This window comes from Blattabacterium cuenoti (assembly GCF_014251635.1).
Classification (GTDB): domain Bacteria; phylum Bacteroidota; class Bacteroidia; order Flavobacteriales; family Blattabacteriaceae; genus Blattabacterium; species Blattabacterium cuenoti_S.
In genome coordinates, this window is record NZ_CP059194.1 from 362,561 (window position 1) to 386,721 (window position 24,161).

Annotated in this window: 21 protein-coding genes and 3 tRNA genes; 14 read left to right on the forward strand and 10 right to left on the reverse strand. The window is 25.8% G+C overall.

Translation table 11 applies throughout. The features are described from left to right. The first annotated feature begins 165 nt into the window (after positions 1-165). The 3 genes from queA to topA are packed head-to-tail and all read left to right on the forward strand — an operon-like array spanning position 166 to position 4,346. Positions 166-1,209, forward strand: a complete 1,044-nt coding sequence (gene queA / locus H0H64_RS01695) for a tRNA preQ1(34) S-adenosylmethionine ribosyltransferase-isomerase QueA (protein WP_185857085.1) — start codon at positions 166-168, stop codon at positions 1,207-1,209. Positions 1,210-1,236: 27 nt separating this feature from the next. After that, positions 1,237-2,214 (forward strand): polyprenyl synthetase family protein, encoded by a 978-nt coding sequence (locus tag H0H64_RS01700; protein ID WP_185857086.1) that lies wholly within the window; start codon positions 1,237-1,239, stop codon positions 2,212-2,214. 20 nt (positions 2,215-2,234) lie between these two features. Further along, positions 2,235-4,346 carry a type I DNA topoisomerase gene (gene topA, locus H0H64_RS01705; protein ID WP_185857087.1) on the forward strand — a complete coding sequence of 704 codons (2,112 nt, stop codon included), beginning with the start codon at positions 2,235-2,237 and terminating at the stop codon, positions 4,344-4,346. Between the two features lie 21 nt (positions 4,347-4,367). On the opposite strand, the gene H0H64_RS01710 is transcribed toward topA, so the two are convergent. Next, positions 4,368-4,790 carry a hypothetical protein gene (locus H0H64_RS01710; RefSeq protein WP_185857608.1) on the reverse strand — a complete coding sequence of 141 codons (423 nt, stop codon included), beginning with the start codon at positions 4,788-4,790 and terminating at the stop codon, positions 4,368-4,370. Positions 4,791-5,083: 293 nt separating this feature from the next. On the opposite strand from H0H64_RS01710, the gene rsmI reads away from it, so the two are divergent. Beyond that, complete coding sequence (rsmI, locus tag H0H64_RS01715) at positions 5,084-5,752, forward strand: 16S rRNA (cytidine(1402)-2'-O)-methyltransferase (protein ID WP_185857088.1); 669 nt, start codon at positions 5,084-5,086, stop codon at positions 5,750-5,752. On the opposite strand, the gene H0H64_RS01720 is transcribed toward rsmI, so the two are convergent. After that, positions 5,749-6,744, reverse strand: coding sequence for an aspartate-semialdehyde dehydrogenase (locus H0H64_RS01720; protein WP_185857089.1), 996 nt, complete (start codon positions 6,742-6,744; stop codon positions 5,749-5,751). The genes rsmI and H0H64_RS01720 overlap by 4 nt on opposite strands. 76 nt (positions 6,745-6,820) lie before the next feature. Between H0H64_RS01720 and gmk the strand changes: the two genes are divergently transcribed. After that, entirely contained in the window at positions 6,821-7,390 is a 570-nt protein-coding gene (gmk, locus tag H0H64_RS01725) for a guanylate kinase (protein WP_317168467.1), read from the forward strand. A 6-nt stretch (positions 7,391-7,396) separates the two neighbouring features. On the opposite strand, the gene H0H64_RS01730 is transcribed toward gmk, so the two are convergent. The 3 genes from H0H64_RS01730 to H0H64_RS01740 form a co-directional block, all read right to left on the reverse strand. Then, a tRNA-Pro gene (locus H0H64_RS01730) sits at positions 7,397-7,471 on the reverse strand. 5 nt (positions 7,472-7,476) lie between these two features. Then, positions 7,477-7,550 (reverse strand) — tRNA-Asn (locus tag H0H64_RS01735). Continuing rightward, positions 7,528-7,980 (reverse strand): RpiB/LacA/LacB family sugar-phosphate isomerase, encoded by a 453-nt coding sequence (locus tag H0H64_RS01740; protein ID WP_185857091.1) that lies wholly within the window; start codon positions 7,978-7,980, stop codon positions 7,528-7,530. The genes H0H64_RS01735 and H0H64_RS01740 overlap by 23 nt, the downstream gene beginning before the upstream one ends. Positions 7,981-8,154: 174 nt before the next feature. On the opposite strand from H0H64_RS01740, the gene H0H64_RS01745 reads away from it, so the two are divergent. The 5 genes from H0H64_RS01745 to H0H64_RS01765 all read left to right on the forward strand — a co-directional run bounded on the left by H0H64_RS01745 (position 8,155) and on the right by H0H64_RS01765 (position 11,333). Then, positions 8,155-9,363, forward strand: a complete 1,209-nt coding sequence (locus H0H64_RS01745; RefSeq protein WP_185857092.1) for a phosphoglycerate kinase — start codon at positions 8,155-8,157, stop codon at positions 9,361-9,363. 68 nt (positions 9,364-9,431) lie between these two features. Continuing rightward, positions 9,432-10,046, forward strand: coding sequence for a superoxide dismutase (locus tag H0H64_RS01750; RefSeq protein ID WP_185857093.1), 615 nt, complete (start codon positions 9,432-9,434; stop codon positions 10,044-10,046). A 10-nt stretch (positions 10,047-10,056) separates the two neighbouring features. After that, positions 10,057-10,419, forward strand: coding sequence for a dihydroneopterin aldolase (gene folB / locus H0H64_RS01755; RefSeq protein WP_185857094.1), 363 nt, complete (start codon positions 10,057-10,059; stop codon positions 10,417-10,419). A 1-nt stretch (position 10,420) separates the two neighbouring features. Further along, positions 10,421-10,491 (forward strand) — tRNA-Cys (locus tag H0H64_RS01760). Between the two features lie 89 nt (positions 10,492-10,580). Continuing rightward, positions 10,581-11,333 carry a uroporphyrinogen-III synthase gene (locus H0H64_RS01765; protein WP_185857609.1) on the forward strand — a complete coding sequence of 251 codons (753 nt, stop codon included), beginning with the start codon at positions 10,581-10,583 and terminating at the stop codon, positions 11,331-11,333. 8 nt (positions 11,334-11,341) lie between these two features. On the opposite strand, the gene glmS is transcribed toward H0H64_RS01765, so the two are convergent. Both glmS and H0H64_RS01775 read right to left on the reverse strand, forming a co-directional pair. Then, positions 11,342-13,192: a glutamine--fructose-6-phosphate transaminase (isomerizing) gene (glmS, locus tag H0H64_RS01770; RefSeq protein WP_185857095.1), complete on the reverse strand. Its 1,851-nt coding sequence runs from the start codon at positions 13,190-13,192 to the stop codon at positions 11,342-11,344. 28 nt (positions 13,193-13,220) lie between these two features. Then, positions 13,221-14,039, reverse strand: coding sequence for a glycogen/starch synthase (locus tag H0H64_RS01775; protein ID WP_185857096.1), 819 nt, complete (start codon positions 14,037-14,039; stop codon positions 13,221-13,223). A 126-nt stretch (positions 14,040-14,165) separates the two neighbouring features. Between H0H64_RS01775 and rnr the strand changes: the two genes are divergently transcribed. After that, positions 14,166-16,121, forward strand: a complete 1,956-nt coding sequence (rnr, locus tag H0H64_RS01780; protein ID WP_185857097.1) for a ribonuclease R — start codon at positions 14,166-14,168, stop codon at positions 16,119-16,121. An 8-nt stretch (positions 16,122-16,129) separates the two neighbouring features. Here rnr and coaD read toward each other — a convergent pair whose 3' ends face one another. Beyond that, positions 16,130-16,600, reverse strand: coding sequence for a pantetheine-phosphate adenylyltransferase (coaD, locus tag H0H64_RS01785; protein ID WP_185857098.1), 471 nt, complete (start codon positions 16,598-16,600; stop codon positions 16,130-16,132). A 96-nt stretch (positions 16,601-16,696) separates the two neighbouring features. Here coaD and H0H64_RS01790 point away from each other — a divergent pair, with 96 nt between their 5' ends. From H0H64_RS01790 to H0H64_RS01800, 3 genes are read left to right on the forward strand one after another with little or no spacing between them, the layout of a single operon-like run. Continuing rightward, positions 16,697-17,743, forward strand: a complete 1,047-nt coding sequence (locus H0H64_RS01790; RefSeq protein ID WP_185857099.1) for a PSP1 domain-containing protein — start codon at positions 16,697-16,699, stop codon at positions 17,741-17,743. Positions 17,744-17,761: 18 nt separating this feature from the next. Continuing rightward, on the forward strand, positions 17,762-20,059 hold the full coding sequence (locus tag H0H64_RS01795; RefSeq protein WP_185857100.1) for a transglycosylase domain-containing protein: 2,298 nt from the start codon (positions 17,762-17,764) through the stop codon (positions 20,057-20,059). Between the two features lie 9 nt (positions 20,060-20,068). Next, positions 20,069-21,025 carry a 2-hydroxyacid dehydrogenase gene (locus tag H0H64_RS01800; protein ID WP_185857101.1) on the forward strand — a complete coding sequence of 319 codons (957 nt, stop codon included), beginning with the start codon at positions 20,069-20,071 and terminating at the stop codon, positions 21,023-21,025. Positions 21,026-21,180: 155 nt separating this feature from the next. Here the strand turns inward: H0H64_RS01800 and H0H64_RS01805 are convergent, their stop codons facing one another. Beyond that, entirely contained in the window at positions 21,181-22,923 is a 1,743-nt protein-coding gene (locus H0H64_RS01805) for a diflavin oxidoreductase (RefSeq protein ID WP_238784981.1), read from the reverse strand. Between the two features lie 315 nt (positions 22,924-23,238). Then, entirely contained in the window at positions 23,239-24,150 is a 912-nt protein-coding gene (gene cysK, locus H0H64_RS01810) for a cysteine synthase A (protein ID WP_185857102.1), read from the reverse strand. Positions 24,151-24,161: the final 11 nt, after the last annotated feature.

Here is a 24,161-nt window from a genome sequence, read left to right on the forward strand (position 1 = left end):
ATGCAAAGAACAATAAATACTATTATCGGAAATGCAAGTATACGTCTTTTTTTTTCAAAAAAAAAGTTTTGGAGTAAGAATAAATATATATATTTTTTTTCGTTAGAAAAAAAATAACCTAATTTTATATAATAATGTATTGTAAAAATTTCCTAATTCATTAACATGAGAACTTCAGATTTTGATTTTATATCTCCTTCAAATCTTCTTGCTAAATTCCCTATGCAAGAAAGAGATGAATCTAGATTAATGATTATTCATAGAAAAAATAAAAAAATAGAACATAAATTATTTAAAGATTTACATGAATATTTCGAAGAAGGAGATACTATTATTCTCAATAACACTAAAGTTTTTCCGGCAAGATTATTTGGAAATAAAGAAAAAACAGAAGCTAAAATAGAAGTTTTTCTGCTTAGGGAATTAGATCCAGAAGATAGAACATGGGATGTATTAGTTGATCCTGCAAGAAAAGTAAGGGTAGGAAACAAATTAAATTTTGGATCTGGATTAACAGGAGAAGTTATAGATAATACTACTTCTAGAGGAAGAATTTTACAACTTAATTTTGATGGAAGCCACAAAGAACTTATAAAAAAAATAAAAGAATTAGGCAAGACTCCTTTACCTAAATATATTAATAGACAACCGGAAAAAAACGATAAAGAACGTTATCAAACTATATATGCAAAAAAAGAAGGATCTGTAGCTGCTCCTACAGCAGGGCTACATTTCTCAAAACATTTATTAAAAAAATTAGAAATAAAAGGAACAAATTTAGTAGAAATCACTTTACACTTAGGATTAGGAAGTTTTTTACCAGTAGAAGTAGAAGATATATCAAAACATAAAATGGATTCCGAAAAATGTTTTATAAATGAAGAAACATGTAAAATAATAAATTTTTCTATACAAAAAAAAAAAAGAATATGTGCAGTTGGGACTTCTTCCATGAGAGCTATCGAAAGCTCTGTTTCTTCTAGTAAAAGTTTGAATCCATTTTATGGATGGACTAATAAATTTATTTTTCCTCCTTATAATTTTAGTATAGCCAACTCTATGATTACAAATTTTCATATGCCAAAATCTACATTACTAATGATGACAGTAGCTTTTGCAGGTTTTGATTTAATAATGAAAGCATATCAAATAGCAATAAAAGAAAAATATAGATTTTACTCTTATGGCGATGTTATGCTAATTTTGTAAAGATCATAAGATATCATTAATGATATTATGAAAATTATTTTAGAAAAAATAAAAACCACAATAAAAGAAGAAATAAAAGAATTCGAAAAACAATTTGAAAATATAATTAAAAGTAATATACCTCTTATAGATAGAATTACTCATTATATTATTCATAGAAAAGGAAAATTAATCCGCCCTATATTTGTTTTTTTAATAGCTAAAATGTTAGGAAAAATACAAAAAAAAACATATCATACTGCCTGTTTAATTGAGCTTATCCATACCGCTACGCTTGTACATGATGATGTTATAGACAATAGCTCCCTTCGTCGTGGTTCTTTTTCTATTAATGCTATATGGAAAAATAAAATAGCTGTTTTAATTGGAGATTACTTGCTTTCCAAGAGTCTTTTAATTGCAACAAATAATAATTATTATGATTTACTTAAAATTGTATGCAATACTATAAGAGATATGAGCGAAGGGGAATTATTACAAATGGAAAAATCAAAAAAATTAAATATTACTGAAAAAATTTATAATCAAATTATTTACCACAAAACAGCAAGTTTAATAGCAGCTTCTTGTGAAGCCGGTGCCCGTTCAGTTAATACAAATGAAAAAACAGCTTTAAAAATGAGAAAATTTGGAATTCTTACAGGAATAGCTTTTCAAATTAAGGATGATTTATTTGATTATGAAGAAAAAAACGAAAATTTTACGGGGAAACCCGCAGGAATGGATTTAAGAGAAAAAAAAATAACACTTCCACTTATTTATGCTATTCGAAACGCTTCCAAAAAGGATCAAAAGTGCATATTAGATTACATAAAAAATTATGACGAAAAAAAAAGATATAAAATCATTGATTATGTCAGAAAATATGGAGGACTGGAATATGCAACTCAAAAAATGATTAAATTCCGTAATAATGCATTAAAAATTTTAGAATTTTATCCAGAAGGTGCTATTAAAGAAACTTTAAAGATAATGGTAAATTTTGTTGTGGAAAGAACTCAATGAGTTGTAAGAATTAAATTAAAATGAAAAAAAATTTAGTAATTGTAGAATCCCCCACTAAAGCCCATACAATACAAGCATTTCTTGGAAAAAATTATTCTGTAGTATCTAGTTATGGACATATCATAGATTTACCGGAAAAAGAAATAGGAGTTAAAATTCAAGAAAATTTTAAACCTAACTATGTGATATTGTCTAAGAAAAAAAAAATTGTTGAAAATCTTAAAATATTAATAAAAAACCACGAAATTATTTGGTTAGCTTCCGATGAAGATCGAGAGGGCGAAGCTATTGCTTATCAAATTTACAAAACATTTAATATTCCTGATAAAAAATATCAAAGAATTGTTTTTCACGAAATCACGAAGAAAGCAATTTATAACGCTATAGAGAATCCACGATCAATCGATTATAATTTAGTTTATGCGCAACAAACTAGACGAATTATAGATAGATTAGTAGGATTTCAATTATCTCCTATTTTATGGAAAAAAATCAATAGAGGACTTTCTGCAGGTAGAGTTCAATCTGTCGCCGTTAGATTGATAGTAGAACAAGAAAAAAAAATTCAGAATTTTATTCCTACTCCAGTTTATCAAATAACTGGAATTTTCACTAATTCTAAAGGAAAAATAACATTCAATGCTAAACTGGAAAAAAAAATAGAAGATAAAAAAAAAATGAAAAATATTTTAACATTATGCATAAATAGCACTTTTATAGTCAAAAAAATCATTATAAAAAAAGAAAAAAAAACCCCTTCTCCTCCATTTACCACCTCTTCTTTACAACAGGAAGCCTCTAACAGATTAAATTATTCTATAGCGCAAACAATGTTATTAGCTCAAAAATTGTATGAAAAAGGATTTATCACATATATTAGAACAGATAGCACAAATTTATCAAAAAGTATATTATTAGATATAAAAAATTTTATACTTTCTTCATATGGACAGAAATATTTATCTGTAAAAGAATTTTTTAAACAAGAGAATAAGTTATCTCAAGAAGCTCATGAAGCAATACACCCTACTATCATTAATTTTGATGATAATTATTTAGATTCCTTAGATATATTTCAAAAACGTCTTTATAAACTTATATGGAAACGAACAATTTCAGGTCAAATGACAGACGCTATTATTGAAAAAAAAGATATTTATATTCAACCTTCTCGTTTGGATAATTTTTTCATTTGGACAAAAAAAACTATTTTATTTGATGGATTTACAAAGATATCAGATAAAGAAAAAAAAGAAGAGTCTAGTATTGACACTTTAAAAAAAGGCTCTTTTTTAGAAAAAAAAGAGATTATAGCTAAACAAATTATTAAAAATCATCTGCACAGATATAATGAAGCTAGTTTAGTTAAAAAATTAGAACGATTAGGAATAGGGAGGCCTTCTACTTATGTTCCTATAATTTCCACTATACAAAAAAGAAATTATGTTAGTATACAAAAAATTTCAAAAAAAATAGAAATACGTGAAACTTTTTTTTTAAAAGAAAATTCAATTCTTAAAAAGAATGATAAAATTATTGAAATAGAAAAAAATAAATTTTTTCCTACAGAAATAGGAATTTTAACCACTGATTTTTTAAAGAAAAATTTTCATGAAATAGTAAATTATAATTTTACCGCAGATTTAGAAAAAGATTTTGATGAGATAGCTAAAGGAAAACAATCTTATATTAAAATTCTTGAAAATTTCTATAGAGAATTTAACAAGAAAATACAATATGTTAAAAAGCATACCGATAAAATTCATAAAGAACGTTTTCTTGGAAAGGACCCAAAGTCTAATCAAAAAATTTTTGCAAAGTTAGCTAAATATGGTCCCATTATTCAAATGGGAGAATTTAATAAAAAAAATAAACCAAAATTTTCTCCTTTATTAAACAAACAAAAAATAGAAACAATTTCTCTTTCAGAAGCTTTGAAAATTATTCAATTGCCTAAATTATTGGGAATATTTGAAAAAAAAGAAATTTTATTAAAAATCAATAAACGTAATATTTACATTAAATATAATAATAAATCAATTCCAATTGATGAAAAAATATTTTTTGATAATTCATTGAATTTAGAAGAAGCTATTAATATTATAATTAAAAATCAAAATGAAACAAACTAAGTTACAAGTAATTATAATTCTTTAACTATCAAAATATCTTTGATTTAAATAAGTAGTAGGATAAGCTTGATCATGTCCTGTTCGTCTAACGTGATCTAAATATTTAGGAATATAAGACAAAGCTTTGACTCTATCGGATAAAGACATTCGATTCCATATATTTTCAGCCATTCTTTTTTTTCCAACTTTATATTTGTAATCTGTCCAAAAACGATTGAAAGATAAATCAGCAGGAATTTCTTCTATCGAAAAAGAAGCCCTGGTATTTCTCATTTTATTTATAATAGATTCATTATAAGGTAAATATTTACCTATCCATACATAATGAGATAAAGAAAGTCTTTCAGGGAAAATAACTTCTCTTAAAAAACCATTTAAATCATATTTAAATATGATATCACCAGATACTAAACGACTTCTAAATATATATTGTTTACCTCTCATTACTATTGATTTCATCAGCATTAATTAATTTTCTTATATGCATTAACTCAACTATTTATAATAAATATGAATAACTATTTTATTTTTATGATGAAATTTCAGATTTAAAAAAAAGTATTTTACATAATCTAGTTTAATTGCTTTAAATTAAATTATTATAGATTTAGATAGTTGTTATAAACATTTTTCATACAAACTCCACAACAGAAGTTATGGATTTTTATTTTTAAAATAATAGATTTATTATATCTTTTTTTACTTAATTCTTGACATTTTAAATTCTAATATGTAATATGTTATATATTGTCCCTACTCCTATAGGAAATTTAGAAGATTTTACTTTTAGAAGTTTACGGATATTAAAAGAGGTAGATTTAATTTTAGTGGAAAGTTATAAAACTTCCAAAAAGTTATTAAACTTTTATAATATTAAAAATAATATAAATGAATATCACATTTATAATGAACATAAAATAATTCCTTCTATTTTAAAAAAAATTAGAGAAGGAAAAAAAATAGCGTTAATATCTAATGCGGGAACTCCAAGTATATCTGACCCAGGTTTTTTGCTTATTAAATCTTGTATTAAGGCTTCTGTTCCAATAGAATGCCTTCCTGGACCTACAGCTTTTGTTCCAGCATTAGTTTGTTCAGGAATACCTACTAACGAATTTATTTTTATTGGCTTTTTACCTAAAAAAAAAAGAAAAATTAAATTAGAAAATTTATCTAAAGAAAGTAGAACTATTATATTATATGAATCACCTCATAGATTACTGAAAACATTAAACGATATGAAATATTTCTTTGGATCGGAAAGAAATATTGTCATATGTAAAGAAATATCTAAATATTTTCATAATATATTAAGAGGGAACGTAGAAAAAATGATTTTATACCATCAAAATATAGAAAAAATATTAGGCGAATATACCATTATCATTGAAAAAAATTTTTATTAAACATATTTTTTTCTTATCAAATATTCTGCAATCTGAATAGTGTTAGTAGCTGCGCCTTTACGAAGATTATCTGCTACTATCCAAATATTTATAGAATTTTGAAATGAAAAATCTTCTCGTATTCTACCTACAAATATTTCATCTTTTCCATGAGCATACAATGGCATTGGATAAATATCATCTTTTGGGTGATCTTGAATGATTATTCCTTTTCTTTTCGATAGTATTTCATATATACGATTTATACTAGGTTTTTTCCTAAATGTGATATTCACACTTTCTGAATGGCCCCCTGTAACAGGAACACGTACGGCAGTAGCCGTTATTGCTATATTATAATCATTCATTATTTTTCTTGTTTCATTTATCAATTTCATTTCTTCTATTGTATATCCTTTATCCGTAAATTGATCGCAATGAGGGATTACATTTTGATAGATAGGATGAGGATATACTCTAAAAGAGCAATTTCCATTTTTTTTTCGTTCTCTATCCAATTGATCCAAAGCTTTTTTTCCAGTTCCTGTTACTGATTGATAAGTGGAAACGATAACTCTACTAATTTCATATTCTAAATGTAATGGAAATAATACCATAACTAATTGTATTGTAGAACAATTTGGATTTGCAATAATTTTATCTTTTTCAGACAAATAAGAAGCATTGATTTCAGGAACAACTAACTTTTTGCTGGAATCCATTCTCCACGCAGAAGAATTATCAATAACTATAGATCCTATATCTGAAAATTTTGGAGCCCATTCTTTTGATACATTAGATCCAGATGAAAATAAAACAATATCAGGTTTTTTTAAAAATAAATCATATATACTAATAATTTTATATACTTTTTTTTTAAAAAATAACTCCTTGTCTACAGACTTTTCGGAAGCAGAAAGATATAACTCTTTCAATGGGAAATTTCTTTTCTCTAAAAGATCAATCATAACACGACCTACCATCCCTGTTGCTCCTACTATTCCTAATTTCATTTCATATAAATTTTTATAAAAACTTAATTTTCCATTAACTAAAACAAAGTTAGGTAAAATAATGAAAAAAGGAAAAATGATTATTTTGTCAGGACCTTCCGGATCAGGAAAAACTACTATTTCACATTGTTTACTTTCGAAATTTCCGGAATTAAAATTTTCTGTTTCATGCACTACACGATCAATTCGAAACAATGAAATACATGGAAAAGATTATTATTTTTTGTCTGTAGCCTCTTTTATATCTAGAATAAAAAAATATCAATTTGCAGAGTGGGAAGAAGTTTATCCTAAATTATTTTACGGTACCTTGAAAAGAGAAATTTATAAAAATTGGAAATTAAAACAACATGTTTTATTCGATATAGATGTAAAAGGCGGATTAAATCTAAAAAAACAATACCCCAATAATTCTTTATCCATATTTATAATGGTAAATTCTATAAATATTTTAAGAAAAAGATTGATAACAAGATGTTATGAAAATTCAGATGATTATAAAAAGAATATAAATATTCGTTTAAATAAGGCGAAAGAAGAAAATAATTACGCTAAATTATTTGATTTTGTTTTATTAAACATTGATTTATCTCAAACAAAAAAAAAAGCTATTCAAATAGTTTCTAATTTTATTTATGGAAAATAATAAAAATCGGGGTGACTGGATTTGAACCAGCGGCCACACGCCCCCCAGACGTGTACTCTAACCAATCTGAGCTACACCCCGATAAACTCCTCAGGCTGGATTCGAACCAGCGACACCCTGATTAACAGTCAGGTGCTCTAACCAGCTGAGCTACTGAGGATTTTAGGTATTTTCTCTGTTCTTATTTTGTGTCTCCCTCCTTCAAAACTTGTTACCAAAAATATTTCTACAATTTCTGTAATTTTATTTTTATTTATAAAACGCGCTGGTAAACTAATAATGTTAGCATTATTATGTTTTCTCGCTAAAATAGCAATTTCTTTCTTCCACACCAAAGCTGCACGAATTTTATGGTATTTATTAGCCGTCATGGCAGCTCCATTTCCACTTCCGCATATAATAATTCCAAAATCGGCTTTTCCTTGATTCACAAATTCTGCAGTAGGATGAATAAAATCCGGATAATCAACCTGTTCTCCATATTTAGAAAATCCAAAATCTTTAATTTTATATCCTTTTTTAATTAAAAAATTGTTTATTATATATTTATGATCTATTCCTGTATGATCGGATCCTATTGCTATTAGCATAGTTTTAAAAAAAGAACAATAATATACACTAAAAATTTCAAAAAATCATTTGAAATACTATAAAATTAGTAATTTTGCATATTCAAAATTTTACTTATTTATTGAAATACGTCATTCACGTCATTTCATTATTCTTAACTATATTAATTACTCAATCTTAACGATTACAAGGAGATGAAGAAAATAAAAACTGTTGATGATTTTAATTTCGAAAATCAAACAGCTCTAATAAGAGTTGATTTTAATGTACCAATAAATGAGTTACACGAAATAACAGATGACACTCGAATTCAATATACTATTCCTACGATTCAGAAAATTCTTTCTGAAAAAGGAAAAATTGTTCTCATTTCTCATTTTGGAAGACCGAAAGGAGCCCCCTCTAAGGCTTTTTCCTTAAAATTTTTAGTTCAACATTTATCAAAATTGCTAAAAATAACTGTAAATTTTTTCGAAAATTGTATAGGAGATTCTACTATAAAAAAAGTGAATGAATTAAAATATGGGGAAATCTTATTATTGGAAAATTTACGTTTTCATAAAGAAGAAGAAAAAGAAAATGAAAATTTTGCTTACGAATTATCGAAGCTAGGAGATATATACGTAAATGATGCTTTCGGCGTTGCGCATCGTTACCATACTTCCATAACCATTCTACCAAAATTTTTTGGAGAAAAAAAATGTATTGGCTTTCTTATGAAAAAAGAAATACAATATTTAAATCAATTTTTGCTTGGAAAAGGAGAAAGACCAATTAGTGTTTTATTAGGAGGAGCAAAAATTTCTTCTAAAATAGAAATTATTGAAAATATTATTGGTTTTGCAGATTACATCCTAATAGGAGGAGGGATGTCTTATCCTTTTATAAAAATAAAAGGAGGAATGATAGGAGATTCTATAATTGAAAAAAATCAGATAATTGAAAAAACATTAAAAAAAATTTTTCATAAATATCAGGATAAAATAAATATTATCCATCTTCCAAAAGACGTGGTAATAGCTGATTCGTTCAAAAATGAATCTAACACTAAAATTGTCCCAATTCATTCTATTCCAAATGGATGGATGGGATTAGATATAGGACCTTATTCTATAAAAAACTTTTGTAAAATTATAGAAAAATCTAAAACCATTTTATGGAATGGTCCTGTAGGAGTTTTTGAATTTTCAAATTTTTCTTTAGGAACTAGATCTGTAGCAAAAGCTATTGCAAATAGAACCGAAAAAGGTGCATTTTCTTTAGTAGGAGGAGGAGATTCTATCGCTTCATTAAAAATGGAAAACTGTGAAAAAAAAATAAGTTATTTATCTACTGGAGGGGGGGCCATGTTGTCCAGTTTAAAAAATAAAACGCTTCCTGGAATAAGTGCAATAATATTATAAAAATAAATACCTTTGTTATAATATTATAAAATATATACAACATATAAACATAACTAAAAAAAATAATTATGTCATTTAAACTTCCAAAATTACCTTATTCATATAAGGATTTTGAACCTTATATAGATAGAAAAACTATGGATATTCATTATAATAAACATCATGCAACTTATACCAATAATCTAAACCAGGCTATTTCAAGCACAAGTATGATGAATTTTTCTATAAAAGAAATTTTAGAAAAAGTTCATGTTGAATCTAGAGTAATACGTAATAATGGGGGAGGTTTTTACAATCACAATCTATTTTGGAAAATATTAATACCTCACTCACAATATTCCCATCCAAGTGTATATTTAAATGATATTTTTAAAAAAAATTTTAACTCTTTTGATTCTTTTAAAGAAACCTTTTCTAAGATTGCGGCGAATCATTTTGGTTCTGGATGGACTTGGTTGTGTGTTAGAGAAGAAAAATTAATAATTTGTTCCACAACAAATCAAGACAATCCTCTTATGTATGGAATAGGTTGTGAAGGAATTCCAATATTAGGATTAGATATTTGGGAACACGCTTATTATCTACAATATCAAAATCGTCGTTTAGATTATATATGTGCTTTTTGGAATATCGTAAATTGGATTCAAGTAGAGGAAAATTATAAAAAAGCCATAAAAAAATAATATTTTTTCTATGGGAAAAATTGTATTAGAAAATATTAAATTATTTGGATTTCATGGATGTATGCCAGAAGAAAAATATGTTGGCTCTCATTATACAGTAAATTTAGAAATCGAATTTGATTTGTATCAAGCATCTATTAATGATGATTTATCAAAAACTATTAATTATATAGATTTGTATTCTATTGTAAAAGAAGAAATGGATATCAATTCTAAATTGATTGAACATTTAGCACAAAGAATAATTAAAAGAATTAAAAAATACAATAAACCTTTAATAAAATATACAAAAATAAAAATTTGTAAAGAAAACCCTCCATTACAAGGAAATATAGATAGAGTATGTGTAATTTTGGATAATAGCGATTGTTAATGGCACTGTGGCCGAATGGAAAGGCAGAGGTCTGCAAAACCTTTTATAGCGGTTCGATTCCGCTCTGTGCCTCTTTTATTTTTTTTGTATTAATTTTCTATATACATTTGCGATCTTAAAAAGATAAAATTAAAAAACTAATTATATTGCACAAAAAAAGAATCAAGATAAATAATATTCTGATTTCACAATCTCTTAATGGTGGATTTAATACTCCATATATAAAACTTAGCAAAAATAAAAATGTAAATATTGACTTCCGATCTTTCATAGAAGTAAAAGGTGCGTCATCTAGTGATGTAAGAAAACAGAAAATAAATTTTTCTGATTTTACCGTAATTCTTTTTATTAGTAAAAAATCCGTAGATCATTATTTTCGTTTAGCAGAGTCTATGCGTTTTAAAGTCCCTGCTTCTATGAAATATATCTGCCAAACAAAAACTATAGCTTATTATTTACAAAAATATATTCTTTTTAGAAAAAGAAAAATTCATATTGGAAATAAATCATTTCAAGATATACTTCCTTATATTAAAAAACATTCCAAAGAAAAGTTTCTTTTACCTTCTTCAGACATATTAAAATCAGAAATTATTGATATATTAAATAAACAAAATATCTCTTGGAAAAGAGCTATTTTATATAAAACCGCTTCTAGTGATTTATCTGATTTGAAACATATATATTATGATATTTTAGTTTTTTTTAATCCAGCAGAAATAAAATCTTTATTTGATAATTTTCCTAATTTTGATCAAAATAATGTAAAAATTGCTACTTTCGGAAAAAATACTTTAGACGCTGCTTATAAAGCGGGATTAAAAATCGATATAAAAGTTCCGACACCAGAATTTCCTTCTATGGCTATGGCTTTGGAAAAATATATTAAAAAATCAAACACAATCAGATATTGAATCTTGATTTATTCTACTGTTACTGATTTTGCTAAATTTCTTGGTTGATCTATATTTTCTCCACGTATATAAGCTATTTGATAAGCTAATAATTGAAGAGGGATAACAGTTACTAACGGACTAAGTACTTCAGAAATATCTGGTATTCTTATCACGTGGTCCGCTAACATATTAACTTGAATGTCATCTTCATTGATTATAGCTATAATTTTCCCTTTCCTAGCTTTAATTTCTTGAATATTACCAATAATTTTATCGTAACATCCTTTTTTTGTAGCAATAATAACCACTGGCATATTTTCGTCAATTAAGGCTATAGGCCCATGTTTCATTTCTGCAGCAGGATAACCTTCTGCATGAATATAGGATATCTCTTTCAGTTTTAAAGCCCCTTCTAAAGCAACCGGAAAATTAATCCCTCTACCTAAATAGAGAAAATTATTTACATCATGATACACTTGAGATATTATTTTGATAGTATTATCCATCTTCAGAGTGTGATCTACTTTTTCTGGAATTGATCCAAGCTCCTTACATAATAATTTATAACGATTATCATTGATTGTAGATCTATGTTTTCCTATAATCAAAGCTAGTAAAATTAGAACTGTAATCTGTGCAGTAAAAGCTTTTGTAGAGGCGACGCCTATTTCAGGCCCCGCATGCGTATAAGCTCCTGCATCCACATTTCGTGCAATAGATGATCCTACCACATTACAAATACCAAATACAAAAGCCCCTTTCTTTTTTGCTAATTTTAAAGCGGCTAAAGTATCGGCTGTTTCTCCCGATTGGGAAATCACAATGACGACATCTTTTTCACCTATGATAGGATTCCTGTATCTAAATTCAGAAGCATATTCCACCTCTACTGGAATACGAGTTAGTTCCTCTAATAAATATTCTCCAATTAAACTAGCATGCCATGAAGTGCCACATGCTACTATAGTTATACATTTAGCATTGACAAAAATCTCTTTATTAGATTCAACCCCATTAATACAAATAATTCTTTCAGGAATTAATAATCTACCTCGTAGAGTATCTAAAATTGTTTTAGGTTGTTCATATATTTCTTTTAACATGAAATATTTATATTCTCCTTTCTCTATTTCTTTTAAATTAATTTGAAGTTTTTTAATAATTGGATTTAATCTATGATTATCTATAATTTTTCTAAAATCCAAATCCTTTCCTTTTTTAAGAATAGCCATTTCTCCATCTTTTAAATAAATAACATTTTTAGTATGATATATAAAAGAAATAGGATCAGATGCAACAAAAAATTCTTTATCATTAACCCCCAAAGATAAAGGACTTCCCAATTTTGCAATAATAATTGTATCAGGATGAGATCTTTCTACTACAGCAATAGAATAAGCCCCCACAATTTCATTCAAAGAAATCCTTACTGCTTCTTCTAAAGATAATTTATTTTCTTTTTTCAAATATTCAATTAAATTAACAAGAACCTCCGTATCTGTTTTACTTTTAAAAGTAAATCCATTTTTCAATAAAATAACTTTGATAGCATAGTAATTCTCTATAATTCCATTATGAATCATAATGAGTTCATTAGAATTAGAAACATGAGGATGAGCATTAATATCATCCGCTATTCCATGAGTTGCCCATCTTGTATGACCTATTCCTGTTGTTCCTTTTATTTGAATTTTACTATAGGAAATTTTTTTTTCCAATTCATAAACTCTTCCTTTAGTCTTGCATAAATTATATCCATTTTCGTAAAAAACAGCAATACCAGAGCTATCATATCCTCTATATTCCAATTTTTTTAATCCATTAATAAGAATAGGATAAGCTTCTCTATACCCTAAATAACCAATTATACCGCACATTCTAGATAAAATTATAATTTTTATCTATTTAATTTATCTGTTCTAAAACAGTTTCTTTATAAAATTGTTGATAAACGGTTTCTATCTCTTCTACAGGGTAATATTTTAATACTAATAACTTATTTACTTTTATGTAATCTTCTATTTCTTCCGGAAAAGAAAGATCTCCTTTTATAATTGCATCCGAAAAATACATACATAATTTGATTAAATTAAAATAATTTGGATTTACTAACAATTTTAATTTTCTAGATTTAATGCCATCAAATTTTATTTTTTTGGCAATATCTTTATTTAAAGATCCTTTAAAAGGTTTGTTGTAAATAGATACAACAATTTTTACATTTTGATACACTGGATCGTTTTTATAAAAATTTTTAATATATAAAGGAATAAAAGAACTCATCCATCCATATATATGAATTATATCAGGTTTCCAGTTTAATTTTTTGACAGTTTCTAAAATTCCTTTTGTAAAAAATAAAGCTCTCTCATCATTATCTGAAAAAAAAACTCCATTTTCGTCCTCATCTATTGCTTTTCTTTTAAAATATTCTTCATTATCTATGAAATAAACTTGTAGTCTAGCATCAGGAATAGATGCTACTTTTATCAATAATGGTTGATCTATATCATTAATCATCAAATTCATGCCCGATAAACGAATTACTTCATGTAATTGATGCCTTCTTTCATTTATTATTCCAAAACGAGGCATAAATATACGTACATCGTTTCCTATTGATTGCATAAATTTAGTAGCTTTCAATACCGATAAAGATATCGAATTCTCTGAAGAGAATGGAAATAAATCCGAAGAAACATATAATATACGTTTACCTGTCATCTTAGAGTTATTTTTATTTTTTATATATAGTAAAAAAACGGATCATTGCAAATATAATAAATAATATCCTAAGTTTAATAACAAATACCTAAAAATCTATAGTTTATAGATAGATATGTTTTTATTATGAAAAAAGAAAGAAAAATAAAAAAAAAACATTATAATAATTTATCCACAGGATTTATTAATATAACTAATCATGGATATGCGTTTGTTCATATCAACGAATTTCAAAAAGATATTTTTATTCCAAAAAATAAAACGAATAGAGCTTTAGAAGGAGACTTAGTAAAAATTCGATTTTCTTTTTCTAAGAAAGGAATGAAAATGGAAGGGGAAGTGCTAAAAATAATTAAAAGAAAAACTAAAAAATTTATTGGAATATTAAAATTTGACATTCAATCTAAATACGGAATCGTACATAATCATAGTATTCATATAGATATCTTAGTCCCAATGAAAAAATTGGAAAAATATCACCATAATGATAAAGTATTGGTTCAAATTATCTCATGGCCTAAAAAATTTAAAAATCCTTTGGGAAAAATCGTAAAAGTATTTGGAACTTCTGGAGAATATAAAACAGAAATTTCTTCTTTATTGGAAGAATATGGAATATCCTATGAATTTTCAAAGAAAATAGAAAATGAAGCTAATAAAATTTTTGAAAAAAAAATTTCAGACATGAGCTTCAGAAAAGACATGCGAGATGTCAATACTTTTACTATTGACCCTTTGAATGCAAAAGATTTTGATGACGCTCTTTCCATTAAAAAATTAAACTTTGATACTTGGGAAATAGGAGTCCATATATCTGATGTTTCTCATTATATAAAAGAAGGAAGTTTATTAGATCAAGAAGCATATTCTCGAGCTACATCTATTTATTTTGTAGGAGGAGTTATTCCTATGCTTCCTAAAATATTATCTAATGATCTTTGTTCTTTACAACCGAAAAAAGATAAATTCAGTTTTTCCTATGTTTTCAATATAAATAAGAAAGGAAAAATATTGAAAAATTGGTTTGGAAAAACTATAATACAATCTAATAAAAAATTCACATATGATGAAGTGCAATCTATTATAGATCAAAAAAAAGGAGACTATTACGAAGATATTTATACATTATTTTTGTTTTCTAAAATATTAATTAAAAATCGATTAAAAAATGGAGCAATTTTTTTAGAAAAAGTAGAAGTAAAATTTCATTTAGACGAAGAGAATAATCCTATGTCTTTATATATAGAAAAAAATAATGAAGCTCATCGTTTAATTGAAGAATTTATGTTATTAACTAATCGAAAAATTTCAGAATTTGTTAGCTTAAATTTGAATGGAGATCCTTCTAATAAACTTTATATCTATAGAGTACACGATGAACCTGATTTTCAGAAAATTTTTTTCCTTAAAAAAATTGTAGAACCTTTAGGTTATTTTTTAGATTTAAAAAATATAAAAACTTCTATTAATCATTTATTAAAAAAAATTAAAGGAAAACCCGAACAAAATATGATTGAAAATTTAATTCTTCGTGCTATGAGTAAGGCTAAGTATTCCACAAAAAATATAGGACACTATGGTTTATCTTTTATCTATTATACTCATTTTACTTCTCCTATAAGGAGATATTCAGATATAATAGCACATCGTTTATTATATCATTATTTAACGAATAAAAACAAAAGTGAAGAATACAAGCTTAAAACAGTAGAATTTTATGAAAAACAATCTCAACATTGCAGTAATAAAGAACGTTTAGCTATAGACGCGGAAAGAGATTTTATGAAATATATACAAGTTAAATATATAAAAAAATTTATAGGAAAAGAATTTGATGGAATTATCACTGGATTTACTGATTGGAGTGTTTATATTGATTTACTATCCTTTCAAACTGAAGGAATGGTAAAGTTACGTGATATTAAAGAAGATTCTTATGTTCTGAATTCAAATAATTATACTATCATTGGAAAAAAGAAAGGGAAAACTTATCATTTAGGAGATAAAATAAAAGTGAAACTTATAAATGTCAATATAGAAAAAAAACAAATTACCCTTGATTGGATCTCTAATGTAAAATAAATAAAATTTTATATTCTAACTGTAGAAGGGACAAATACAGTGTAATCTCCTCCATTTTTTATAACGTCTCTCACAATATAAGAACTAATATGAGATTTATCATAAGAAGAGAAAAGATAAACTGTTTCAATAACATGTTTTTTATACAATTCTTTATTAACTATAAATATATTTTTTTCAAATTCAAAATCTAATTGATTCCGAATGCCTCTTAATAAAAATTTAGCTTTTTTCTTTATACAAAAAGAAAGAGTTAACCCATCAAATGAATCAATTTCTATTTTTTGTGATAAACTTAAAAAAGTTTTTTGTATCCACTTTTTTCTCTTTTTAATAGAAAACATATTTTTTTTTTCAAAATTTTTTCCAATAGCTATAATAATTTTATCAAATAAATTTAAAGCTCTAATAATAATATCATAATGCCCTAAAGTAATGGGATCAAAAGAGCCAGGAAATACTGCTATTTTTTTATTCATAAAAATATATTTATATATAAATAAATTTTTAACTGGAATAAACAAAGTAAAAAAACATAATTTACTTTTGTTTCTTAACTTATTATTATAATAATAATGAATAAATCATGCTATGATTGTTTAAATAAATGTGCAAAAAAAGAAAATATTTTTCAAAAAAAACGATGTTACAAACTTAATACATTGGATTGGTTATCCAATATTCAATCTCCTTTTGAATATCAAAAATATGATATTGTAGAAATACAATTTAAAAATGATAGAAAAGAATTTTTTCTTAATCAAGAAAAAATATTCCTTAATCAAGGGGATATTGTTACTGTAGAACCTAAATCAGGCATAGGATACGACATAGGTATAGTTCATTTAACTGGAGAATTGGTGAACTTACAAATAAGAAATCAAACTATTAATTCAAATACTTTTAAAAAGATATACAGAAAATCAACATATAAAGAAATAAATATTTGGAAATCTTTTAAAAGAAAAGAATTCACAATTCTTTTAAAAGCAAAAGAAATTGTAAAAGATTTAAATCTTTCTATGAAAATTAGTGATGTAGAATATCAAGGAGATGGAGAAAAGGCTATTTTTTATTATACAGCTGAAAATAGAATTGATTTTAGAAAATTGATTAAAGAATTTGCCTTTCATTTTCACACACGTATAGAAATGCGTCAAATAGGATATAGACAAGAAGCGGCAAAAATTGGTGGAATTGGTTCTTGTGGTAGAGAACTTTGTTGTTCTACCTGGTTAAAAAATTTTAAAAGTGTAACAACAAATTCAGCTAGATATCAACAACTTTCTATAAATATTCAAAAATTAACTGGACAATGTAGTAAATTAAAATGCTGTCTAAATTATGAACTAGATGCTTACTTAGACGCCATAAAAGATTTTCCAGATTTTAACAGTAAAATTTATACAGAAAAAGGGATTGCTCAATCTATGAAAATTGATGTTTTTAAACAGGAAATGTGGTTTTCTTATATTAAGAACCCCAACACTTGGTTTAGAATAAAAGTAAAAAAAATTAAAGAAATTTTAGAAAAAAATAAGATAGCGCCTCCTTTAGAGGAATTATCAACTATCAACATCATTCAAAAAACAGAATTTACATTTAAAGATTTATCTATGTAATATAAAATAATTTTATACGTGTATAAAAAAAGTACAAAAATAAATTCTTATTTTATTAGACTTATTTTTTATTTTTGGTTTTTATTTATTATAGGAATAAGTACTGTTATTAGTATTTTTTATGCAGCTTCTAAAGGTTATTTAGGGACTTTACCTAGTACTAAAGATATAGAAAATCCTGCAATGAAAGTAGGATCAGAAGTATATGATTCTAATGGAATATTATTAGGTAGGTTTTTTTCCGAAAATAGAACTTTAGTTACTTATCAAGAACTTCCAAAAAACCTAGTGAATGCACTGCTTGCAAAAGAAGACATTCGTTTTAAATATCATTCTGGAATTGATGCTAAATCCTTTCTTAGAGCAATTCTTTCTTTAGGGAAAAAAGGCGGAGGAAGTACCATATCACAACAGTTGGCTAAACTTCTTTTTACAGGACCATCTGCAAAAAATAAATTACAAAGAATTCATCAAAAACTTTTAGAATGGGTAATGGCTATTGAATTAGAAAAACGTTATACGAAAGAAGAAATTATTACCATGTATTATAATAAATTTGATTTTTTGTATAATGCAAAAGGAATAGAAACTGCAGCTCATACTTATTTTAATAAAAAGGTTTCTGAACTAAATTTAGGAGAATGCGCTACATTAGTTGGAATGTTAGAAAATCCTTCTTTATATAATCCAAAAAATTATCCTGATAGAGCAAAAAAACAAAGAAATCTAGTTTTACATCAAATGAAAAAATATAATTTATTAAATACACATAAATATAAAAAAGAGTTAGAAAAACCTGTAAAAATTAATTTTAAAATACAAAAAAAAGATTTCGAATTACTGACTTATTATGGTGAATTTTTAAAAAAGGAAATTCAAGAAGCTCTAGGTGAACATGAAGAAAAAACTGGACAAAAACTTAATCTTTATTCTAGTGGATTAAAAATATATACATCTATTGATGCTAAAATGCAAAATTATGCAGAAAAAGCTGTAAAAAAACATCTTAGTAAATTACAAATTTTATTTAATCGTTTTCAAAAAAAGAATAAAAATGCTCCATTTTTAAATATTACTCCGGAAAAAACAAAACGAATTCTGATGTCTGCTATGCATAGAACCTCTCTTTACCAAGATTTAAGGCAAAAAGGGTTAACAGAAGAACAAATTGTAAAAGAATTTAAAAAACCGCAATTAATCAAATTATTTACTTGGAATGGATCAAAAAAAGTATTTATGTCTCCATGGGATTTCATTCGTTATCAAAAAAGTATTATTCAAGCAGGAATGTTATCCGTAGAACCCTCTACTGGATTTATTAAAGCATGGGTAGGGGGTATAGATTTTAATTATTTTCAATATGATCATGTAGCACAAACACAACGTCAAGTTGGTTCTGTTTTTAAACCGATTTTATATGCAGCAGCTATTAATGAATTACATTATAACCCTTGCACAAAAATTTCAAATGAAAAATTTCATTTGGGAAAATGGAGTCCTAGAAACTCTAATGGCAGATACGGGGGATTTATTACTTTAAAAGATGGTTTAGCTTTTTCCGTTAATACAATTTCAGCTCGTTTAATATCACAAATGACTCCAGGTCCAGTAATTAATTTAGCAAAAAAAATGGGAATAGAATCTATTATACCTGAACATCCATCTATTGCACTTGGTTCTGCTGATTTAACTTTATATGAAATGACAGGAGCATTCAATACATTCACTAATTATGGAATTTACGTTAAACCCTCTATTTTAGTAAAAATAGAGGATGAAAATGGAAATTTAATTAAAGAGCATATAGATCTTAGTAGAAGACAAGTTTTTAGTGAAGAAGTAGGATATATTATGTTGAAAATTATGCAAGGAGTAGTTCAATATGGTACCGCAAAAAGATTACAATCATATAACGTTACAGGAGATATCGCTGGAAAAACAGGGACTACTAATGAAAATTCAGATGGATGGTTTATAGGAATGATTCCTAATTTAACCACTGGAGTTTGGGTTGGATGGGAAGATAGATTTTCTCATTTTGAAAATATTCAAGTTGGACAAGGAGCAAATATGGCTTTACCTATATGGGCGTATTATATGAAAAGTTTGTATGAAGATATTAATTTAATTTATCATGACAAATTATTGTTTCACAAGCCTAAAAATTATCAATCTCATTGGGATCATTGCAATGAAATTCATATAAAAGAAGAAAATATAATTAATGAGGAAAAAAAAGAAGAAGAAAAAAATTCTTTAAAAGAAATCATAGATTTCGATGGAAACTTAAACCTAGAAAATAACAATGATAAATAAATAATACGTATGATAAAAAAAATATTAATATTGGATAAAAATCATCCTTTTATTATATATAAGTTAAAACAAAAAGGATTTATTTGTGATGAAAATTATAACGATTCAACAGATAAAATTGATATATCGTTATATGATGGTGTTATTTTAAGAAGTAGGTTAAAAATAGATAAAAAATTTATTGAAAAAGCTACAAACTTGAAGTTTATAGCTCGTATTGGATCTGGAACAGAAAATATAGATAAAGATTCTGTTATAAAAAAAGGAATAACTTTAATTTCTTCTCCAGAAGGAAATAAAGATGCGGTGGCAGAACATGCTATAGGTATGTTGTTGTGTATGATGAACCATATTATTCATTCACACCAACAAATAATTACAAAAGGTAAATGGAATAGAGAAACTAATAGAGGAATAGAAATTATGGGAAAAACAATAGGAATTATTGGATATGGAAATACAGGAAAAGCTTTCGCAAAAAAATTATCAGGTTTTAACGCTAAAATATTATGTTATGATATACGGCCTAAAGTAGGAGATATTTATGGGAAACAAGTAAATATGAGTACAATTTTTAAAAAATCAGACGTAGTCAGTTTACATGTTCCTTATACTAAGGAAACAAAAGGAATGATAAATTATAATTTTATAATAAAATTTTGCAAACCTTTTTATTTTATAAATACTTCCCGTGGAGGATGTGTGATAACTACTCATTTAGCAGAAGCATTAAAAAATGGAAAAATACACGGAGCATGTTTAGATGTATTAGAATATGAAAATTGTTCCTATAATAATATTTTTCCTAAACATAAACTTCCAAAAAGTTTTCTTTATCTTATTCATTCTAATAAAGTTATATTAACCCCACATATTGCTGGATGGACTAAAGAATCAAAATATAAGATGGATAAAAAAATTGTAGAGAAAATTATTTTTTTAAATAAAAAACTAAATCTAACATAATTTTAATAAATACAGGATTACATAAAATCCTAATTTATCGCACATGAATATGAATAAATACATGATTATCATAGGGAGTTTTCTGTCAGTTTTTCAGATAAAAAAGCAATAAACAATATTTTTCTGTAAAACATTCAATAACTAAAATCTAAAATTTAATATACATCTTTTAAGTATCTTCCTTCTTTTTTCATTTTTTTTATAAAAAGCTTTGAATCACATTTTCCTACTTCTTCTATAACGCTACAAATCATATTTTCTACATCTATACTCATAGGAATTTTATTTCCGCAAACATAAACATAGGCTCCGTTTTTGATCCAAGAAAAAAATTCTATTCTATTTTCCCATATTTTATTCTGCACATAAATTTTTTTTTCCTGATCCCTAGAAAAGGATAGACTAACACGATGAAGAATACCTTTTATTTTCCAATTTTTGATTTCTGTTTGATATAAGAAATCTGGATCAAAGTGTTGATCCCCAAAAAACAACCAATTTTTACCCGTAGCTCCTGTTGCTTCCCTTTCATATAGAAAAGAACGAAAAGGGGCAATACCAGTACCAGGCCCAATAAGGATCATATCCTTATCCGAGTTAGGTAAATTAAATAACCGATTTTTATAAATAAAGAAAGATAATTCATCTCCTATTTTAAGTTTAGATAAAAAATCAGAACAATGACCATATACGGTCTCTCCATTTAATTTAAAATGATGACGAGATACAGTAATATGAATTTCATTTCCATGAGTTGCAGGAGATGAAGAAATAGAATAAAGTCTAGGTTTTATAGGCTCCATAATTTTTATCAAATCTTTTAAAGAAAATTCATCTTTCATAGGAAATTCTATTAAAAGGTTAATCAGCCTCCATTTGGAATTTAAAAAAACATTTTTTTCTTCTGGTTTTATTTCCGATAAAGAAGAATATTTTTTCAAAAAACTTTCCGACAAAGAAAGAATATTTAGATTTTTTTTAAAAAGGTCAAATATTTTATTTTTTTCTTCATATTCATACTTTTCAAATTCTTCTTTTCTATTTTTCTTTATATATTCTATAATATCATCCACTTCACTAGAGGGATTTTCTGGAAAAACCCCTACAGAGTCTCCAGGAGAATATTTTATTTTATCTTGAACAAAAATTTCAATATGATAAATCTCTTTATCAGATCCTTTTTTTTGATTATTTAGAATCAATTTATTTAAAATTTGTCCATAAATTTTCCGGTCTTTATTTTCCGTATTAATTCCGTATTTTTTTTTTTTTAAAAAATTTATAATTTTGGAAAACCATTTATATGCTTGATTTTCATAATCAACATCGCATTTATGTAATGAAACGATTCTTATAGCTCCTGTATCATGTAAGCGTTTATCTACATCTTCTCCTGCTTTACAAAAATAAGTATAAGATTTATCTCCTAACGCCAATACGCTATACTTCATGTTTTTTAAAAATATATTTTTATTATTATGAATAAAATTAAAAAAAGATTTTGCAGAAGAAGGTGGCTCTCCTTCTCCATGCGTACTCATTATAATGAAAAAATAATCTTCTTTTTCTAAATCTTTTAAACAATATTGATTTAAATCGATCAATTTTATTTTTATTTGTAATTTTTCTTTTTTTATTTTTTGATATAGATCAAATGCTAAATTTTTTGCGTTTCCTGTTTCTGTTCCATAAACCAATGTTATTCCCTGTTCCTCTTTTTTTTTTATAAATTCTTTAAAATTTTTCTTATAAAATAAGAATCCAGACATGTAACCAGACATCCATATAATTTCTTCTGTAGAAGATTCTTGCATTAACCTAAAAAATGTTTTATTATTTGATTCAGATAACATACTATTACAAATATTATTATTATTTAGAATAATTTTTTTTGCCAAAAAAGTCATAATTCAATATTAAACTATAATTTTAGTTTTTATATATTATATCAGAACACGGATTTTGTAACGAAAATAAAAGTTAAATTAATAGGGAAGTACACCAAAAAAAGGTCCATGTAATAATAATATACTAGTATAGTATACTGTAACAGATTATAATATAGAACTCTACTATTCTAGTATTTTATTATATTTTAACCAAATTCATAGAAAACATAACGAATTAATATTAAACCTTTAAAATAAAAATAAATAATTTAATCAAGATTTCCTATTTCTTTATGAAATTATAAATTTATGATTTTTTTTTCTTTATAAAAAAAGATCATCAAGCGATAAATATCTTTCTCCAGTATCATAATTCAAGGTCAATATAGTAGATTCTTTTGAAAATTTAGATAATTGTTTTTGTATAGCAGATAATGTCGCTCCAGTAGATATTCCAACAAGAATTCCTTCTTTTTTTGCCGTTTTTTTAACATAATAAAAAGCGTCTTCTTTAGAAACTAAAAAAGATCCATCTAATATTTTGACATTTAAAATAGATGGGATAAAACCTGCCCCTAACCCTTGTAAAGAATGAGGATTAGGAACTCCACCAAATATAACCGGAGATTCTATAGGTTCTACAGAAAAAATTTTTATATTAGGAAACTGATTTTTTAATACTTCTCCTATTCCAGTAATATGACCTCCAGTCCCTACCCCTGTTATGAAATAATCTATTCCATTAGGAAAAGCATTGATTATTTCTTTTGCAGTTGTATTTTTATGTATATTTGGATTTGAAATATTATCAAATTGTTTGGGCATCCAGGAATTTGGAATAGTATCAGTTAATTCTTCAGCTTTTTTAATAGCTCCTCTCATCCCATCTTCTTTTGGAGTGAGAACAAATTTAGCTCCAAAAATAGAAAATAATTTTCTTCTCTCCATGCTCATAGATTCTGGCATAACTAAAATAAGACGATATTCTTTTACAGAACAAACCATAGATAATCCTATCCCTGTATTTCCAGAAGTAGGTTCTATGATAATATCTCCTTTATGAATAATTCCTTTTTTTTCTGCATCTTCTATCATAGATAAAGCTATTCTATCTTTAATACTTCCTCCAGGATTATTCTTTTCCAATTTCATCCATACCTGATGATTAGGAAATAATTTTTTAAGACGTACATGAGGGGTATTTCCAATAGTTTTTAAAATGCTATCAACTTTCATTTTATTTTTTT

Bases quoted from the DNA above. Each gene is read 5' to 3' on its own strand.
- H0H64_RS01800 (WP_185857101.1), top strand. From the start codon at position 20,069: ATGATAAAAAAAATATTAATATTGGATAAAAATCATCCTTTTATTATA.
- H0H64_RS01750 (WP_185857093.1), top strand. From the start codon at position 9,432: ATGTCATTTAAACTTCCAAAATTACCTTATTCATATAAGGATTTTGAA.
- H0H64_RS01710 (WP_185857608.1), bottom strand. From the start codon at position 4,790: ATGAGAGGTAAACAATATATATTTAGAAGTCGTTTAGTATCTGGTGAT.
- H0H64_RS01740 (WP_185857091.1), bottom strand. From the start codon at position 7,980: ATGCTAATAGCAATAGGATCCGATCATACAGGAATAGATCATAAATAT.
- cysK (WP_185857102.1), bottom strand. From the start codon at position 24,150: ATGAAAGTTGATAGCATTTTAAAAACTATTGGAAATACCCCTCATGTA.
- queA (WP_185857085.1), top strand. From the start codon at position 166: ATGAGAACTTCAGATTTTGATTTTATATCTCCTTCAAATCTTCTTGCT.
- coaD (WP_185857098.1), bottom strand. From the start codon at position 16,600: ATGAATAAAAAAATAGCAGTATTTCCTGGCTCTTTTGATCCCATTACT.
- H0H64_RS01720 (WP_185857089.1), bottom strand. From the start codon at position 6,744: ATGAAATTAGGAATAGTAGGAGCAACAGGGATGGTAGGTCGTGTTATG.
- H0H64_RS01790 (WP_185857099.1), top strand. From the start codon at position 16,697: ATGAATAAATCATGCTATGATTGTTTAAATAAATGTGCAAAAAAAGAA.
- rnr (WP_185857097.1), top strand. From the start codon at position 14,166: ATGAAAAAAGAAAGAAAAATAAAAAAAAAACATTATAATAATTTATCC.
- H0H64_RS01775 (WP_185857096.1), bottom strand. From the start codon at position 14,039: ATGACAGGTAAACGTATATTATATGTTTCTTCGGATTTATTTCCATTC.
- H0H64_RS01700 (WP_185857086.1), top strand. From the start codon at position 1,237: ATGAAAATTATTTTAGAAAAAATAAAAACCACAATAAAAGAAGAAATA.
- glmS (WP_185857095.1), bottom strand. From the start codon at position 13,192: ATGTGCGGTATAATTGGTTATTTAGGGTATAGAGAAGCTTATCCTATT.
- folB (WP_185857094.1), top strand. From the start codon at position 10,057: ATGGGAAAAATTGTATTAGAAAATATTAAATTATTTGGATTTCATGGA.
- rsmI (WP_185857088.1), top strand. From the start codon at position 5,084: ATGTTATATATTGTCCCTACTCCTATAGGAAATTTAGAAGATTTTACT.
- gmk (WP_317168467.1), top strand. From the start codon at position 6,821: ATGATTATTTTGTCAGGACCTTCCGGATCAGGAAAAACTACTATTTCA.
- H0H64_RS01745 (WP_185857092.1), top strand. From the start codon at position 8,155: ATGAAGAAAATAAAAACTGTTGATGATTTTAATTTCGAAAATCAAACA.
- topA (WP_185857087.1), top strand. From the start codon at position 2,235: ATGAAAAAAAATTTAGTAATTGTAGAATCCCCCACTAAAGCCCATACA.